The organism is Pseudomonas sp. HP_08 (genome assembly GCF_055284095.1).
Window position 1 is genome coordinate 135,034 of sequence record NZ_JBTOQC010000005.1, and the last position, 17,759, is coordinate 152,792.

Here is a 17,759-nt window from a genome sequence, read left to right on the forward strand (position 1 = left end):
AGCGCGTTGTCTGATCGTTTCTGGGGCTGTGAGTGATTCGGGTTTGCGGATCGAGTTTTCGCTATTTGCCTTCGGAGTCACGCTTGAAACCAAGGTAGCTTGGTGTAGTGGATGCTTTCGACAAGGTATGAAGCCACGGATGTTCTGGCGGTAGATCAAAACCAGCACAAACAAAAAAGGCCTACCTTTCGGTGGGCGTTTTCTGGTGTTCCGTATGGTGCGGCACTAGACGAACGGTAGTGGTCGGCGGGGCTAGGTTTTTTGCGGGTCTGGAATTCGCTGGAAAATTTGCCGTACCCCAACCGGTAACTATAAATAAATCAGCTAGCTATGGCTTTCTGTGGAATAGAATCTGGGATTTATAAGGTATCAGCACGTTGTCGACCTGCACGTAAGTCATTCAGACGTGTCTATGACACCAGCTGGGATTCAAACTGGTGAGACGAACAATTTAATCTAGGGCTGCTCCTCAACAAGGATTTCCTCTAGACGCTGCTGGTAGTGATCCTCCAGCCAACGCGCAGCCTCTTCGAACCAAGCCTTGGTCATCTCTGAATAGCATTCAGTCGCAGCACTCTTGCCTTCTAAATCACTCAATTTTCCTATCGCTCTCTGAATGCTGCGAGACCTGTCTGCGCCTGTCTCTGACATCGCTGCTTCAATATCATCCTGAATATATCGAAGCATTACCCTGAGGTTTAGCAAGTGCTTTGTTCGCTGCTGCACCAGTCCCTGTCGGTTTAGGGCGAGGGCCACGATGGTCTCAGCGCCGTACACATCCGCTGTATTGTTATTGTTGGTCGGTAAAACTAGGGCAGGGCATTGATCTGGAGTGACAGAAAAGTCAAAGAGCCATTGCAAGTGCTGAGTTGGATCACGTCGAGTAGGGTCTATTAGCAGAGCATCCTCAGCATTAAGGCAGTCACCGAGCTTAACTGCTCGAACCTTATTGATAGCGAATGAGTTTTTCTTGCCAATTGACTTGTTTTTTATGGCATTGATTGCTTTCAGTGCCATGCCTGGTACAAAGAGTTTATGACGTCGTCTTCGGTTACAGTCAATGCAACTATATAGAAGGTTGGTCCACTCGCTCGCTAACCACCAGTAGCCAACATGGGTCGGATCTTCCTGGACTCCCCCTTTAGGACGGTAGTGTTCAATATCAGCTGGGCCGGTGGCAATAAATTCTGATTCACAATAGGCGCACTTTTCATGAAAAAGCTCCTTTAATGCATCCACAACATCGTCGTTCTTGTATGCAGTGAACTTAAACTTTTTTCTCGGCTTTTCGCCGTTAGCTAAAGGCGGAGCACTAAAGTAGGTTAATGCTAGCGGACGCTCATTAGCTCCTGCACCTCTAGCCGATGTCAATGAAGTAGGGGCTGTTACGGTCGTTCTGTCAACCTTGCGCATTGGTCTTCCTTGCACGAAGAGCCCTAAGTACGTCTTCCACCGCATCGCGACGCAATTCACTACGTTTTGCTGCATCCACGGTTCCGCGCTCGATTAAATATTCTCGATAAGCTTCGGAAACAATCTGCTGTCCAGGCGTATCGCCGATAACCGTAAGGGTTGCTGTAGATATTGATAGTTCGTCCAATCGTGCCTGCCTGTCAGGCGTTAGAGTTGCTCCAGACGAAAGCAAAGCATATTCCTCTAACTCCGCCTCAACGACAGGATCCGATGTGCTGACAAGTCCGAAATAGTCCGAAGTAAGCAATTGCTCGGCGCGTAGCGACGACAGCTTGGGCAACCCCTCAAGAGTCTGAATCACCTTGTCTTCATCGCGAAACAATACCTTTACTTCGCCATCACGCATACCTCGAAGACATAGGGGATCATGAGTGGTCGCTATAAACTGAACTTGCGGCATTGCACTGCGTAATGCATTGATCACCTGCATCTTCCATCGAGGATGAAGATGTGTCTCAACTTCATCAATAAGAACTACGCCTCGAGCGAACTCAAGATTTCCCCAAACGCTCACCATCTCACGCATTATATCGACGGCCATGGCGAACAACGACTTATACCCATCACTCAGCCGATCAATTGGAGTCATGCGTTGATGAGCGGTCACATATATACGTCCCTCTTCGTCCCGATGAATTTCGTCATCAGGCTGAAGCAACAGTATATCCCTCATAGCTCTCGCGACTGAGTTGAAGGTTTTCTCATCCTGCCTTTGCAGCCACCGCTCAGGGTGGGAAATTGTGGCGGAGGGCTCGAACAGAGTACGCAGACCAAAATGAGTTGCCGACTGCTTTCTTTTATCATCGAAGTAACGCCTTGCACCATAACCTAGAACCACACCTGACGGTTCGTCACTGCCATCGAACCAAGGACCGGCGCAAGGGATTACTAGCTTCACAATATCGCCTGAGGTGAACTCGACTTTGACGACCGCATCTTTCGTTCGCGTGTGCTTCCAGCCTTCTATTTCCCGTGCTATGAAGTCTTCAGCGTTGATCTTCAGCATATCTCTGAGTTCTTTACCCATAAGACATAGTGCGATTGCCTGCAGCACGCTGCTTTTTCCTACGGAGTTTTCTCCGATTAGCATTGCGCATCCTTGACCTTTTTCGCCCTCAGAAATCTGAAGCGTGAGATCCAGTCTCTGAATATCTTTAAAGTCCGAGATTTCCACTCTGCAGATCATTGAGATAGCACTAGATCCGCGAATATCTTTGAATGCGCCCGCCGTCTTTAAAGAGGGCAGTACAGGCTCCTCTCTGTCGTGTATAACCTGCACTATTTCTGTAGCTGAAATGCCCCTTTCTTCCAGAGCATCTACAACTCTAGTTTCTCCAAACAACCGCGTGTCTCGCCACAGTTCCTGAGCTAAGAAACTATTAAAGGCTGGTGATCGACGCCCTTCTGCTCGCATATATTTACTGTAGTTTTGATACAAGAAAATCCGTGCCGCTCCCGAGTAAACCGAGGCGTCATCAAGCTCTTTCATCAGAGTATCTGCTATGTAACTTCCATCCTGCCGCAATACCTCCAAAAGTTCCGCGCAGTGCTCAAATTTTTCTCTTCTTGCTGCGACGAGATTTTCTCGGTTCAGGTTCAGAACATCGATAGTCGCTTTTCCCCGCTTAGTCCTGCCGAAGGCTACCCCTTTCAGGTCAAAACGAAGATGACGTTCCGGCGTATCCAAGCAAGGGTCTAGCAGCAGTGCCGTTTCACTCCGACAAGCCTCGATCCAAGACGAAAGAACGGGAGCGCGAGGGCCATCTACAGGGAAAAGATTTCGCTTAGCCCGATTACAGGAGAGGCATGAAAGAAAATGGTTGTTCCACTCATAAAGAAACCAGCCATAGTGATCTGCATTTTGCTTGTCGCCCTTTAAATTACTTGCCGCAGCTTTCGGCCTAAAGTGATCTATTTCACTTCCCGAGCCGCGGATGTCCGACTCGCAGTAAGCACACTTTCCACGGAAAAGCTTTTCAAGTGCCTCTTTCACTTGAGGCCTAGGAAGTTCCTCAAACGGTGCACGTCTAGTCGCTCGATACTCCGGATCGGAGCTATAGAACTTTGCCAAAAAACTTTGAGCATTTGCTGCTTGAGGGCTGCGAAGCCATTCAGGATAGCTAACACTTGATCTATTAATTTTTAACAAGGAACCCTTCTCCAGCTAATCTAGGCGGCCTTTCGTTCGAGCTTACATTCTCTATAGACTTTGTCGGGAAGCCTATCAGAGGTAGCATGCTCCAGTTGAACCGCATGACGTTAGATTTGTAATGCATGCTCAAGGTTCTGTGTCAGGCGAGAGTGTCCGGCTTTGAGCTGCTCTATAAAAGTTTCGGTACGCGTGTTATCTCTCGAACTGAAAAAGCTACCCAGCCATGCGGACAAACTGGCAATGATGGCGGCCGTGCAAAGAGTTAAAAATACTTCAACCATGTGGTGCGCTGCTCTCTAGCGAAAAGCGAATTGAAAAAAGTTACATGCATCAGGCTTGCTTCGGTCCAAACGCCATGTCGTGGAGGCGCTTGATTCGCCGCCTCCATAGTTAGCGCATAACACATCTTGTGTCCTAAAGCCCGCCACCTTATGTTGACGAGCTTTTTCCATGTCTACGGAGCGGTTGCGGTAGGCGTGGGGAGGGTAGATGTAGGCGACCCTGATTTACGGCTTTGGCTCGTACTCTTGCTGCGGCGTTCAATTTGGTCGCGCCATGTTTCAAGAGCCATGATGTCAGCCAGCAATTCATCGGGCTCTGGCACAGCGACTCCTCCTACTATGGCCTTATCGTGTGCGTAATTTGAGCATTTGCTCATCCCAGAATTTACTTGTGCATAGTCGTTATCATCAACAATGACTTCTGACAATCGCTGGGTTTCGATGCCTTTACGAAAGCGTAGAACTACTCGGCGTAGCAGTACTTCCTCAACCGCGCGCTCCCAAGCCATCCGCAGGAAAAAATACGCTTCACCGGTCTGTTTACGGTGCGCATCTTCCTCGCCGTCTTTATACAGTCTTGCGATGGTTTGCTGCTGAGCCTTGAGCGCTCCGATGCGTTTCGTTGTATTTTTCCCTTCGAACGGTAGTTCTGGATGGGCAACCCCAAAGCCTTCGACACGCCTGGATAAGCTTTGTGTGAGTACGTTGACCCCTACGGACTCCGCCTCCTCAGCCAAAATGCATAGAAAGTAGATGTCATGGGTGAACACGATCACTTGGCGCCGCGCGGCTTCGCCTACGAGACGCGCAGCAACACGTTCACGCCGTCGGTGATCTAGGGACGATACTGGGTCGTCGAAAATAATACCGCCAGTGCTATCACTAAGCCCCACTTCAGCTAAAAATGAAGCTAATGCAACAGCTCTTTGTTCACCTTCGCTCAATAGGTCTCGGGGGCTTCGGCTTTGCGGTAACTCCAGCTTTAGCTTATGCAATACCTTGCCTTTCCCAGAGCGACTTTGCAGAGCGACACGAAGTCCTCCAACCCCTAGCGCCTTGAACTCAGCATTAAGTGCATCCGCAAGCCCCTTTGCAACGATGCTTTCTGCCAACTCAGAGGACTTCAAGGAAATTGCATTCGTTCTGAGCGCAGGCAAGCACTTTGTCAGTTCTACCTGGTGATTCAGCCGTGAGACAGCCGTAATGACAGCATCTTTGACTTGGCTCAGTTTTGCTCTCGCATCAAGTTCATCCAACTGCTTCTGCAATTTTGCTCGAGCATGTTCATCCGATGCTTTATCCAGATTTACAGCCTCGGTATTTAGCTTGTCTGCGAGAGCCTGTAGCCGTTGGGCTGGATTGACCAATGCTTGCTCGGCCCCTTCCCAAATTTGTGTAGTCACCGCTGTCTTGATGGCTTCTCGGCGAGCTGTCAAAACTTTCTCGAAGGCAGCAGAGTCCAACGCAAGTTGAGAGTCAAGTGTTTGAATTTCGCTGAGTGTAGCGTCGTCCAGACCGAGAGTCAGATCATGTGTACTTAGCGGTTTATACTGGGCAACCAATTCAGCGCGGCGAGCCTGAGAAGTTTTCTCAGCCTCTTGTTGAATGAAGGCTTCAAAGCGAGCCAAGCGATTAGCCCCTTCCATGAGCGGCTGCTGACACAGGGGGCAGGACGCATCGCTTCCCAATGCAGGAAAGGTTTCGTCCGGGTGGGACTCAGAAGAAAATTTGCGCGCAGCTTCGAATAGCTCACGCCAAGCTTCGCCTCCTGTTCCTGGCAATAAACCTTCTTGTTCCTTGAACTGATTTGCAGCCAACTCCGCAGCTGATTTGGCGGTCAGATAGGCGCTCGACAGACTGCGCAGCTTGGCAACGATTTCTTGATCCACCAACGTCGCCTTTTTGGTAGCATTCGTTGCAATGCCGCCAACTCGGCGTGCGAGTAACCTCAGTTGGTTAGCTTTTTCCTTGGGATTATTTTCTTTTAGGCTGTTGCCTAAATCTGCGCGCAGGCTCATTTCTTCAGAGGACAACCTGGCCAGAGCTTCAATCTGGGCAGGAGTAGTCTTGGCAGATAGCGTTGTGATTAATCTTCCGACAATCGTGTCACCATGCAACGGAACAAACGCAGTCAGGTCAACGGCATATTCTCTCTGCTCCGCCTCAATTGCGCTCTTTAATTGCTGATGGACCCTTGCCAGCCGTTCAAAAATATCGAGTCCTTGAGGTACGTACGAAAAGTCGTCTTCATTTACAAGATAAGCATTGGCGCAGCGTGAGTCGAAAATGGAGAGAGCAGATAGCTCAACGGGTGCAGCTACGTCATTAACCCAGCGCACGTCTTTTACCGTACCGTTAACACCGATTTCAAAGATCGCTTCGGCCGAAGCGGCTTTATTCACGGGCCGGTTGGCGTTGGGATAAATGACTTCAGTTTGATCGCGCGCACGGCATGCGCGCTTGAGTACACGGGAGTAGCCCGATTTGCCCGAGCCATTACCGCCGTAAATAACGGTCAAGCCGGAAGGTGCGAAAGACAGGTTCTGGTTTTCAGCAATGGCATTAACATTTTGTAAATTCTTAATTGCCCGCAATTCGACATGCATTGATGGCTTTATCGGAGCGGGGATCTGATCGGATGAAAGCGGGCTTGGCGTGCGGCCTTTCGGGTCAGGAATGCCATGAGCAGTCTTGAGCAAGGCTAATAAGTCACCCAAATCCTCTGCAGTTAGAGTCTGTTTTGCTAACAGTCGTGCAACGCAATCGCTTTGCCAGGTTGGTAGTCCTTGGGTCCAGCTCAGTATTTCCTGCAATATCGACATAGAAACTCCTTTTTCTCTGGTGACGCATGTTCGGACTTTTTGGAGGTCGATGTCAATTTGCCATGCGTCGTGGGATTGAGGAAGCGCTTCGATAAGCTGCCACTAAAACCCAAGACCCTTTGGGTCTGGTCGTCTTAATCTGGCCAGTTGAGGACTTCTGCTTATCCCTCGAACTGCCAAGATTTTTCTACGCCTATGGATAACTTGGATCTGCAGATTGAGAGCTTTGCACTCCCATAGCTAATCCCACTTCCTTTAGCCGAATTCGCCCTACCAGTTCGCTAGCCAACAAAACCACGAATGTCCCGGCACCAGACCAAAAAACCAGCACAAACAAAAAAGGCCCACCTTTCGGTGAGCCTTTTCTGGTGTTTCGTATGGTGCCGGCACCAGGAGTCGAACCCGGGACCTACTGATTACAAGTCAGTTGCTCTACCAACTGAGCTATACCGGCAATGGCGCCAGAGTATATAGAGTCTGATGCGCTTGTAAAGCCTAGCTTGCTGATTCGGCTAGAGAAATTTTCTCGATGGGTGGACGGGGCAGATCGGCGTTGCCTGGTGAGGGTAAGAGTCGGCGGCAATGGGGGGATTGAGCGCTGGAGGTGTGTTGGTTCTGCGGGCCTCTTCGCGAGCTTTATGGCGATCCGCTCTGATAGCGATTGAGTATGTAGCGCTTATAAAATCTGCGAATCGTTGAAATTTTACGACTGCTGACGCAGCCGGTCGCCGGCAAGCGGGCTCCTACAGGGCCTGCGTCAGGCAGGGGATTGCGGGATCCATTCGCAATCCACAGTTTCATTGAAGCTCTGGCGTTTCAGGCCGATATAGTTGCGAGCTGGCATGTTGCCATGGACCGCAGGCGTAATGCAGAAGACCTTTACCCACTACGAGCACCTGAATGTCGCGCGCGATGCGACGCCTGAGCAGATCAAGCGGGCGTATCGCAAGCTGGCGCAGCAGCTGCATCCTGATCGTAATCCGGCGCCAAATGCGTCGGATTTGATGTGTGAGCTCAATGCGTCGCATGAGGTGTTGCGTAATCCGGCCAAGCGCATTTTGTATGACGCGCAATTGGCAGAGGAGGAGCGGCGCGCGCGGGGGCTGGCATCGCAGGCGGGGACTCGGCAAGGGGCGGCGATGTATGCGGCGGCAGCTCAGCCTGCACGGCCTGCGCCTTCTGCAGCCAGGCCAGGGCCCGCAGCCGCGCCGGTGAACAAGCCGGTGCGATCGCGGCGCGGTTTGCGTTGGGCGGCGGTGTTCGTGATCTTTTGCGCGGGTGGGGCGTGGATGGGTTATGAGCGCAATGCGGCGCAGTCGTTTGTGCCGACCGAGGCGTTGCCGGTGGTCGATCCACGAGACACGCCGGCGTCGGAGCGTGCGGACCTGACCAATGCGGTGCTGACGCCGGTGATCACCGCGCCCGAGTGTATTGTGCCGGTGGCCGATCCGCTGGGGGCGGCCTGGCCTGTGCAGGCGGGTTATGTGAAAGGCTTGCCGATGCGCAAGGACAATGGCTGGTCGCAGATTGTGATCGACAATGCCGGCGGCCAGTCGGCGGTGTACGCCAAGGTGACAGACGCTGTAGGGCGCAACGCTTATCGGTATGCGTACATTCCGGCAGGCGGGCAGTTCACCTTTGCGCGAATGGATGCCGGCTATTACTTGCTCAAGTACCAGATGCTCGACACTGGCTGTGTCTTTGCGTCGAGCCGCATTCTGCTGGAAGAGACGCCGATGGGCAGTCAGATCAAGTCCAGCGTCTACAAACTGACGTTAAGCAAGCTGCATGAGCGTGGCGCTTCGCCGATGCGGCTTAAGGCTGATCAGTTCTAAGCACTGCCTGCATTGGCACCTATCTGCAAAGTCTTATTCACAAGTTCACGAACCTTAGATCGGTTTCTGGCATATGGCTGAAATCCTGAAGCGCGCCTGCTCGCCAGCCTGCGGATTACGCGGCGCTTGACTTTGCGTGCAGGATTATTCCGCCTCGCTTGCAGGGCATTTTCGACAGGTTTTTCCCCAGGTTCCGGATTTTAATCAACAGAGTTATCCACAGGCTGTGGATGTTTTTTGTCGGGCAATCAGCAGCAGGTTGCGTGGGGTCAGGCTGGCGGCGCAGAACGTGCCGAGTTGCACGTGATAACCGCGTTCTTGCAGGTACAGGGCGCGGTCGAGCACCAGCCACATTTCCAACGGACGGCGGAACAGGTTGCGCACCAGTTCCAGGTTGCGCACCTCGCGCAGGCGTTGCCAGCCGGCGGCTTCCAGCGCGGCCCAGTCTTGTGGGCCGGGCGCGGGCAGGTTTTTCAGCGCGGCCAGCTCCAGGCAGTAGTCGGCATAGGGGTTGGCCAGCCAGGCGACGGGCAGCGACGGCGTCTGCAAGTAGCTGTCGATGCCGCGCAGTTGGCGTTGCAGCAGGTCAAAACCCAGGCGCCGGGCCATCGACTGGTCGCGCTGGCGGCGTACGCGGGCCGGCGCGGTGACGGTTTCACTCAGCGGCAGGCCCAGATCGTCGCGGGACAAACTCAGCAGCGAGGCCTGGCCGCCTACGGACAGCGCCTGATAGTGGCTGTGTTGCGTGCGGTTGTAGCAGCAGGGCGCAATGGCCAGTTGCTGACAGCCGGCGTCGCTGGCCAGCTGCATCAGTTGCACATGCAGGTCGCCGCAGGCATGCAGGGCCACGGGCGTGTGCCCGGCGTGCAGGCGCTGGCGGGTGTCGTCGGCCATGACGTCTTGCTGCAAGTGCTCGGCTTGTACCTGGTGGCGCAGACTCAGCGCCTGCCCGGCCTCGATCAGCGCCGGGTCGTATTCCAGGCAGGTCAGGCGCTGGCTGGCATCGGTCAGGCGTCGGCCGAGGTGGCCTTTGCCGGCGCACCAGTCGAGCCAGTGAGTGGGCGCCGGTTGCAGGTTCAGGTGGCTGGCGAAGGCTTCGATCTGTTGCCATTTACGGCCCGGCACATCCACGCTCAGCCGCGGTTCTACCGGCGTCAGCGGCTGGCTGGGCAGTTCATCGACATGCGCCAGCGCAACGGCCTCGGCGGCCCAGTGCGCAAATGGCGCGGGCGCCTGCAGGTGCTCGGGGTGGTTATGCGCGGCTTCGGCCTGTTCCAGCGTGCGGCTGCGCAACCAGTGGGCGAGCTGGGGATGATCGGCTTCCCAAGGCAGGTGCTGTTCGGTGAACGGTTTGGGCCGCCACAGCGCCTGGTGCTCGACCAGAAAGCGGTCCAGGGCGTGGAAGCGGCTGAGCAGGTTATTTGTCATCAGGTATGAATCAATCCGCTCAGCGTCCCTGCGTCATATCCACCCGCAGCACTTTCTCCAGCAGCTTGAACCCCTGCACCAGCAGGAACGACATGGCCAGGTAAAACATGCCGGCGGCGAAGAAGATCTCTACCGGCAGGTACGTGCGGGCGATGATCGTGCGGGCCATGCCGGTCAGTTCCAGCAAGGTAATGGTGCTGGCCAGGGCGCTGGCCTTGAGCATCAGGATCACTTCGTTGCTGTAGGCGGGCAGGCCGATGCGCGCGGCGCGGGGCAGGATGATGTAGAACAGCGCCTTGTTCTTCGACATGCCCAGTGCGCGGGCCGCTTCGATTTCGCCGGGCGGCACGGCCTGGATGGCGCCGCGCAGGATTTCGGCGATGTAGGCGGCGGTGTGCAGGGTCATGGTGATCACCGCGCACCAGAACGGGTTGCGCAGGTAGGGCCACAACACGCTCTGGCGCACGGCTTCGAACTGCGCCATGCCGTAGTAGACCAGAAACAGCTGCACCAGCAGCGGCGTGCCACGGAAGAAGAAAATGTAGGCGTAGGGCAGGGCGCGCACCGGCAGGTGTTTCGAGGTGCGGGCGATGCCCAGCGGAATGGCCAGGATCAAACCGGCGATAACCGCGATGGCCACCAGCTCCAGGGTCAGGGTCGCGCCCTGCGCCAGTCGCGGCAGCCATTTGATGATCACTTCCCAGTTCATGACGCGCTCCTCACAAAGCCGCGAGCGGCGCGCTTTTCCAGCAGGTGGATGCCGGTCATGGCAATGACGGTCAGGCCCAGGTACATGAAGGCGGCGACCACATAGAAGGTGAACGGCTCTTTGGTGACGGTCACGGCGATTTGCGCATGGCGCATGATTTCTTCCAGGCCGATGACCGAGACTAACGCGGTGTCTTTCATCATGACCATGAACAGGTTGCCCAGGCCCGGCAGGGCGACGCGCCACATTTGCGGCATGACCACGCGAATGAAGATGCGCGGGCGCGAAAGACCCAGCGCCAGACCAGCTTCGCGATGGCCCTTGGGCACGGCGAGGATGGCGCCGCGAAACACTTCGGTGGCGTACGCGCCGAAACACAGGCCCAGGGCGATGACGCCGGCGGCGAAGGCGGTGAGTTCAAGTTCCGGCATGCCCAGCCATTCGCCGAGGGCGTGCATGGCGTTGATGGTGCCGAAGTAGATCAGCAGCACCCAGAGCAGTTCGGGAATGCCGCGTACCAGCGTCGAATAGGCGCCGCCCAGCCATTGCAGGGCGCGACTGGAAGAGGTTTTGGCCAGCGCGCCGAGCAGGCCCAGCACTAGGCCCAGGCTCAGGGCGCAGGCGGCAAGCTGGACGGTCATCAACGCACCCGCCGCAAGGGCCGGGCCGAATCCTTGGAGTTCGAAGTTCATTAGGCAGGCTTTTTCAGTCACCCGTCAGCGAGCGCTGCGCCAGCAAGGGCGCAGCGTTCACCGGGGGCGGATCAGAGGATGCTGAACGGGAAGTACTTGTCGTTGATCTTCTTGTAGGTGCCGTCAGCGATGATTTCTTTCAGGGCTGCGTTGAGCTTCTCGCGCAGCGGGTCGCCCTTGCGTACGGCGATGCCGACCTTGTCGTTTTCTTCGACCGGGTTGCCCTTGAACTCGAAGTTCTTGCCCGCTTCGCTCTTGAGCCACTCGTAGCTGACGTACTTGTCGGCCAGGATGGCATCGGCGCGTCCGGCGGACAGGTCGAGGTAGGCGTTTTCCTGAGTGTCGTACAGGCTGACCTTGACGTCGCTGCCCAGGTTGTCTTCCAGCCAGGTGCTGGCCAGGGTCGAACGCTGGGCGCCGATGCTCTTGTCCTTCAGCTCAGCCTTGAGCGCGTCGACGCTGTCGGTCTTGATCTGGGTAGCTTTCGGGGCGATGAACTGCAGCTTGTTGGAGTAGTACGGGTCGGTGAAATCGACGGCCTGCTTGCGCTCGTCGGTGATCGACAGCGACGACACCAGGAAGTCGAACTTCTTGGAGTTCAGCGCCGGAATGATGCCGTCCCAGTCGGAGGTGACGGCCTGGCATTCGGCCTTGAGCTTGGCGCACAGGGCCTGGGCGATTTCATAGTCGAAGCCTACGACCTGGCCGCTGGCGTCCTTGTTGTTGAACGGCGGGTAGGCCGCTTCGATCCCGAATTTCAGGTTTTCAGCGAACGCATTGCCGGTGATTGCCAGAGTGGCAGCGGCGGCCAGCAGTAACTTCTTGTACGTCTGCATGGGTGTTGCTCCGTTTAGCGATTGCTCGACATGAATTGTTGACACCTTACCGACCGGGGCGCCTCGAACACTTGCTGTGGCGTGCCCTGTTCTTCGACCTGCCCCTGGTGCAGGAAGACTACTTCACTGGACACCTGGCGGGCGAAATTCATTTCGTGGGTCACCAGCAGCATGGTGCGGCCCTCTTCGGCCAGGCCACGAATGACGTTGAGCACTTCCTGAACCATTTCCGGGTCCAGCGCCGAGGTCGGCTCGTCGAACAGAATCACCTTGGGCTGCATGGCCAGGGTACGGGCGATGGCCGCGCGCTGTTGCTGGCCGCCCGACAATTGCGTGGGATAGACGTGGCGCTTGTCGGCGATGCCGACCTTGGCCAGCAGCGCTTCGGCCACTTCGATGGCCTCGGCCTTGCTCTGGCCGAGCACCCGGCGCGGCGCCTCGATGATGTTGTCGAGCACGCTCATGTGCGGCCAGAGGTTGAAGTTCTGGAACACAAAGCCGATTTCGCTGCGCATGCGGTTGATCTGCTTGTTGTCGGCCGCCACCAGCTCGCCATTCTTGGCGGCCTTCAGGCGCAGCTCTTCGCCGCCCACCAGAATCTGGCCCTGATGCGGGTTTTCCAGCAGGTTGATGCAGCGCAGCAGGGTGGATTTTCCGGAGCCGGACGAGCCCAGGATCGAGATCACATCGCCGTCACGGGCGGTCAGGGAAATGCCTTTGAGTACATCAAGCTTGCCGTAACGCTTGTGCAGGTTGCGGATTTCCAGGGCGGGCGTGGCCTCAGCCATGTGGGGTCCTCATAGATTTATGTGCTCCTGCTTATTGGCGGCCTTCCTGGCGAGGCCAAGCATAGCGCCAAAAATGCAGGATGCGACGGCGTGTCGCATCAATGCAGGAACGTGTCGCGGCATCCAAAACCGGGGCTGCTCAATCGATGCCCGGCGGGGAGTGCGTGCGCGAAAAAGGCGCGATGTTGCCAGCTTTGCCGGGTGCAGGGAAGCGCCTTTTGGTAGCGGTAACGATTCAGCACGCACCGTGCTGGGGCGTTTGTGAGCAAGTGTTTCTTTATGGTGCGCCCGTGCGAAGAAATCCTGGGGTGTTCGGTAACAAATCCTGCACGCGCTGTAAAAGATTCCCATCACTTTTTAGTCAAAATCCGGCTTACAGGCCAGACGTTCTCTGAGCGACGTCGCATTCAGAACATTTTGGCGTGGATCTTGCGTAAATAATAAAGAACATAGCCGTTGCATACTTTTTACGATGAACGGCGGTGCGTATAGCTCGTCTCGCAAAGGTGCTTTAAATGAGCAATTCCGAAAATTTCTCTACGCTCGATCAGGGGTTGAAGCCCCGGCACATCACCATGCTGTCGATTGCCGGCGTGATTGGTGCCGGTCTGTTCGTCGGCTCCGGTCATGCCATCGCCGCGGCGGGTCCTGCTGTGTTGCTGGCCTATGCCGCTGCCGGCACCCTGGTCGTGCTGGTCATGCGCATGCTGGCCGAAATGGCCGTGGCGTCGCCTGACACCGGTTCGTTTTCGACCTACGCCGACCGTGCGATCGGCCGTTGGGCCGGTTTCACCATTGGCTGGTTGTACTGGTGGTTCTGGGTACTGGTGATTCCACTGGAAGCCAACGCCGCTGCCGCGATCCTGCATGCCTGGTGGCCGAACATCTCGTTCTGGGTCTACTCGCTGGTCATCACTTTGCTGCTGACCGCGACCAACCTGTTCAGCGTCAAGAACTACGGTGAGTTCGAGTTCTGGTTTGCGCTGATCAAGGTGCTGTCGATCATCGCCTTCGTCTGCCTTGGCGTGGCTGCGATTTTCGGCTTTCTGCCCACCAGCCAGGTCAGCGGCGTCAGCCACCTGTTCGACACTGGCGGCTTCATGCCCAACGGCATGGGCGCAGTGCTGGCAGCGATTCTGACCACCATGTTCTCGTTCATGGGCACCGAAATCGTCACCATCGCCGCCGCCGAATCCAAGGACCCGGCCAAGCAAATCACCAAGGCCACCAACTCGGTGATCTGGCGGATCTGCCTGTTCTACCTGGTGTCGATCTTCATCGTCGTCGCGCTGGTGCCATGGAACGACCCGACCCTGGCGGCCGTGGGTTCCTATCAGACCGTGCTGGAGCGCATGGGCATTCCGAATGCCAAGATGATCGTCGATGTCGTGGTGCTGATTGCCGTGACCAGCTGCCTGAACTCGGCGCTGTACACCGCCTCGCGCATGCTTTACTCGCTGGGCAAACGCGGTGATGCGCCGGGTGTCGCCAAGCGCACCACCCAGGCCGGCACGCCATACTGGGCGGTCATGCTGTCCACCGCTGCCGCGTTCCTGACCGTGATCGCCAACTATGTAGCGCCAGAGGCGGTGTTCGAGTTCCTGCTGGCCAGCTCCGGTGCCATCGCGCTGCTGGTGTACCTGGTCATCGCCATCTCGCAGCTGCGCATGCGTCGTCAACTGGTCGCCAAAGGCGAGCCGCTGACCTTCCGCATGTGGCTGTTCCCGTGGCTGACCTGGGCGGTGATCATCTTCATAGTCGGCGTGCTGACCACCATGCTGTTCATGGAAAAACACCGCATGGAAGTCATCGCTACCGCGCTGCTGAGCCTGGGTGTGGTTGCTACCGGCCTGCTGATCTCGCGTCGCCGCAAGGTGGCAGCGCAGCAAGGTTCTACGGTTCTGAACTGAGTAAGCCCTTCGCGGGGGCGGGGCCGGGCAGGGGCCCCGAAACCCCATCCCCTGCAACACTTCCTTTCTGCGTTTTTAAACGTACTCAGCGCCCGCGGCGCTGGCTTTCGTTGCGCATCACCAACAGATCAGACGCTTTCTGGTAGTCATTCTGGAAGGCATCGGTTTCGATCCATTCCAGCGCGGTGTCTTCGTCTTCGTTGTGGAACAGGGCGCGGTAGGTGATCAGCAGGCCCATCATGAAATCGGTGGCTTGCTCGCCGTCTTCCTCGGCCAGCACCAGCTCCAGCACCGGGTATTGAATGAACACCGCGCACAGCGCCAACTGGCTGATGGCTTCGGCGGCGTGCATGGCTTCGAACAGGTCTTCGAAGTCTGCCGGGTCGAAACCGTTTTCGACCAGGTCCTTGAAGTCGAAGGTGCTGAGGTCGATCTTCACGTCATCGAACGGGTTATCCACCAGCGGCGAGGCGAACAGCGAATGCACCGGCGTCTGGGGTTTACGACCGGAGCGGTTTTGCTTGGCCTTGATTTTTGCGCGCTGGGCGCGCTTTTGCTGCTTGTCTTGCGAGGCCATGGTGGCTGTCCTTGGGCGACGGTGGGTGTGGGGCGGGTATTGAAACGCAGAGTGTCGAAAAACCCAAGCGTTGAGATCAGAGGGCGCGGACCCAACTGACTTTGGTCGTGGATGAACCTGAGCTTGAGCCGCCGTTCGAGCCCGTGGTCGGGGTGGTGGTGCCGACAATGCTCTGATCGGCGGTCATGGCCGAAACATCGACCGCGATACCACCTGCGCTGATGGTAGTGGCGCTGATCCCGTTGTTGCCGGTCGACAGCCCGCCCTTAATGTTGGTAGTCGCTCCCGAGGTGCTAACCAGGCCGCCTAGGGTCACGTTGCCGTAGATCGTCCAGCCGGCGGTGATGAGCCCTGCGTCGGCTGCGATGGCAATGTTGCCGATCGGCAGGCCGGTGCGGGTAGCGCCGCTGGAATCGGTCCAGGTGGCAAGCGCGGTGGTGCTTTTGCACAGATTGCTGGGGTAAAACGCACCGCCACAGGTGTAGCTGGCTCCGGAGAAGTTCGGTGCATACAAAGCGCTGGCGTTACTGGTCAGGGTCACGTTGCCGGTGCTTAAAACGGTGTTGGTGAGCCTTGGAAAAGTCTGGCCCGACGATATGCCATCGAAGCTCATATTGCCTTGAAACCACGCAACTCCCGGCGGGAAGGCGCCGACCCCGGTGAGTACCCAGCCTGTACTGGGTGTAGCACTCGCGCCGCAGGTGTTATTGCCATAGTTGCAGGTCATGAAGGGACTCCCGTCGAGGGTCTTCATGTCCGTGGTTTTCAGGTTATAGGGCCCGGCTGCGACTGTCGTGCCATTGGCCTTCTTGACGTTCTGGATCCTGAGCATCGGCGTAGTGCCGTCGAAATAGAACACGTAGTTGGCCTGGTCTTGCAATGCAGTGACATTCACAGGTTTCACGCTCACATCGCAATAGGGCACGCCAGGCAGGCCAGGCGACGAGTTGGGCACACCGAAGGTCAGGTTGCTGATCGCATTGCCGGTGTAAACGCTGCCGCCGCTGTTATTCAGGATCACGCCACTGATCCGGCTGGCACTGCTGAACGTCGGGGTGTTCCATTGCGTAACCGAAAGGTTGCCGCCGCCCTGGAACTGGCCGATGTTGGCCGTCAGGATCGACACGTTACCGTGCGCCTTGAGCGTCGAGTAGGTTGCACTCCAGCCATTGAAGTTGATGTTGTTGGCCCAGAAGGTGGTGACCGTAGCGGTGCTGAACGTTACATCGCCACCGTACACGGCGTTGTAGGTCATGCTGATCGTGGCCGGCAGGGTACCGGTGCCGGAAATGCGCTTGGCGGCGTCGGTGGCCGTGGTGGTGATCACATTGTTGCTGACGGTGATTTTGGTCAGGTCCAGGGTGTAGACCGTGCCGTCGGTCAGGGTGATCAGCGACGTCCCTTCAAGGACCGGTGTGATGGTCTTGACCGTGTCGGTATTGAGCGTGCCGCCAATCAGCGCGCTACCGATCCTGGTGGTGCCGGACAGCACGTTGGCGCTAAAGGCACCGGCCTTGACCGAGGCATAAGTGCCACCCCCTTGAGAGATATCAACAGTCTTGGCGCCCACGGTCAGGTTGGTGGGGGCCGAGCTTGAGCTCATCTTGAAGTTGCCTTCGGTGCGCAGAATGGCGTTGTTAGCAATGCCGCCGCCAGACAGATCGATACCGCCCTTGGCGCAGCCGGACACACTGGCGGTGGCGCCGCTGGAGATCTTCAAGATGCCGGTTACGGCGATGTAAGCGAGGTTCGCGCCATTGACGATCGACAGCGAGCCGCCGGTGTAGGTGAGATCGCCATTGAAGCTCAGGGCAGCACCCAGAGTGGTGCCGGTGACGCTGGCGACGCTGCTCAACGTATAAACCACCTGCAACGTTGAGGTCGCCAGGGCGCTGCTGCCGGTGATATTGACGGTCACCAGTGTCGCGCCGTTCACCGTCTCCTTGGCGATGATCTTTGCCGTGATGCCCGAGCCACTGAAGCTCAGCGCGCCGACCGTGATGCTGGATTCAGTCACATTTTGCAGATACTGGCGCACCAGCTCAACGCCTTCCCAGGCCCGCGACTCGGCCGGCACGCTGGCGTGGCTGGCCATCTGCTGTTCCTGCGCACTGCGGATGCCATGCATCATGCCCATGGTCGTCGCGGTCAGCGCTACGCCGGTGAGCATCATCAGCAAGGTCGTCGCCATGCCGCGCTGGCGGTTGCGTGTCGCACGGTGACTTAGCAGGCGGGAACTGAACATGGCGTCATCCT

At 56.7% G+C, this 17,759-nt stretch carries 12 protein-coding genes and 1 tRNA gene; 2 read left to right on the plus strand and 11 right to left on the minus strand.

The annotated features are described in order from the left end of the window. Positions 1–456: 456 nt before the first annotated feature. From ACYAS9_RS06625 to ACYAS9_RS06640, 4 genes are all read right to left on the minus strand, one after another. A complete protein-coding gene (locus tag ACYAS9_RS06625) occupies positions 457–1,413 on the minus strand; it encodes an HNH endonuclease family protein (protein WP_463567528.1) in 957 nt (318 codons plus the stop codon). Then, complete coding sequence (locus ACYAS9_RS06630; protein WP_463567529.1) at positions 1,400–3,622, minus strand: AAA family ATPase; 2,223 nt, start codon at positions 3,620–3,622, stop codon at positions 1,400–1,402. Before ACYAS9_RS06630 ends, ACYAS9_RS06625 begins: the two co-directional genes overlap by 14 nt. Positions 3,623–4,079: 457 nt before the next feature. Continuing rightward, a complete protein-coding gene (locus ACYAS9_RS06635; protein WP_463567530.1) occupies positions 4,080–6,728 on the minus strand; it encodes an AAA family ATPase in 2,649 nt (882 codons plus the stop codon). 378 nt (positions 6,729–7,106) lie between these two features. Then, positions 7,107–7,182, minus strand: a tRNA-Thr gene (locus tag ACYAS9_RS06640). Between the two features lie 412 nt (positions 7,183–7,594). Here ACYAS9_RS06640 and ACYAS9_RS06645 point away from each other — a divergent pair. Further along, complete coding sequence (locus tag ACYAS9_RS06645; RefSeq protein ID WP_463567531.1) at positions 7,595–8,563, plus strand: J domain-containing protein; 969 nt, start codon at positions 7,595–7,597, stop codon at positions 8,561–8,563. Between the two features lie 213 nt (positions 8,564–8,776). Here ACYAS9_RS06645 and ACYAS9_RS06650 read toward each other — a convergent pair whose 3' ends face one another. The 5 genes from ACYAS9_RS06650 to ACYAS9_RS06670 form a co-directional block, all read right to left on the minus strand. Further along, on the minus strand, positions 8,777–9,991 hold the full coding sequence (locus ACYAS9_RS06650; RefSeq protein WP_463567532.1) for a methyltransferase: 1,215 nt from the start codon (positions 9,989–9,991) through the stop codon (positions 8,777–8,779). Positions 9,992–10,010: 19 nt separating this feature from the next. Beyond that, positions 10,011–10,700: an ABC transporter permease gene (locus ACYAS9_RS06655; protein WP_459747735.1), complete on the minus strand. Its 690-nt coding sequence runs from the start codon at positions 10,698–10,700 to the stop codon at positions 10,011–10,013. Further along, on the minus strand, positions 10,697–11,392 hold the full coding sequence (locus ACYAS9_RS06660; protein ID WP_463567533.1) for an ABC transporter permease: 696 nt from the start codon (positions 11,390–11,392) through the stop codon (positions 10,697–10,699). The genes ACYAS9_RS06655 and ACYAS9_RS06660 overlap by 4 nt, the downstream gene beginning before the upstream one ends. A gap of 71 nt (positions 11,393–11,463) precedes the next feature. Beyond that, entirely contained in the window at positions 11,464–12,228 is a 765-nt protein-coding gene (locus tag ACYAS9_RS06665) for an ABC transporter substrate-binding protein (protein ID WP_463567534.1), read from the minus strand. Positions 12,229–12,242: 14 nt separating this feature from the next. Beyond that, positions 12,243–13,016: an ABC transporter ATP-binding protein gene (locus ACYAS9_RS06670; RefSeq protein WP_463567535.1), complete on the minus strand. Its 774-nt coding sequence runs from the start codon at positions 13,014–13,016 to the stop codon at positions 12,243–12,245. Positions 13,017–13,531: 515 nt separating this feature from the next. On the opposite strand from ACYAS9_RS06670, the gene gabP reads away from it, so the two are divergent. Beyond that, positions 13,532–14,926: a GABA permease gene (gene gabP, locus ACYAS9_RS06675; RefSeq protein WP_463567536.1), complete on the plus strand. Its 1,395-nt coding sequence runs from the start codon at positions 13,532–13,534 to the stop codon at positions 14,924–14,926. Between the two features lie 85 nt (positions 14,927–15,011). Here gabP and ACYAS9_RS06680 read toward each other — a convergent pair whose 3' ends face one another. Next, positions 15,012–15,503: a hypothetical protein gene (locus tag ACYAS9_RS06680; RefSeq protein WP_459747742.1), complete on the minus strand. Its 492-nt coding sequence runs from the start codon at positions 15,501–15,503 to the stop codon at positions 15,012–15,014. Positions 15,504–15,579: 76 nt separating this feature from the next. Further along, a complete protein-coding gene (locus tag ACYAS9_RS06685) occupies positions 15,580–17,748 on the minus strand; it encodes a beta strand repeat-containing protein (protein ID WP_463567537.1) in 2,169 nt (722 codons plus the stop codon). Between the last annotated feature and the right edge of the window lie 11 nt (positions 17,749–17,759).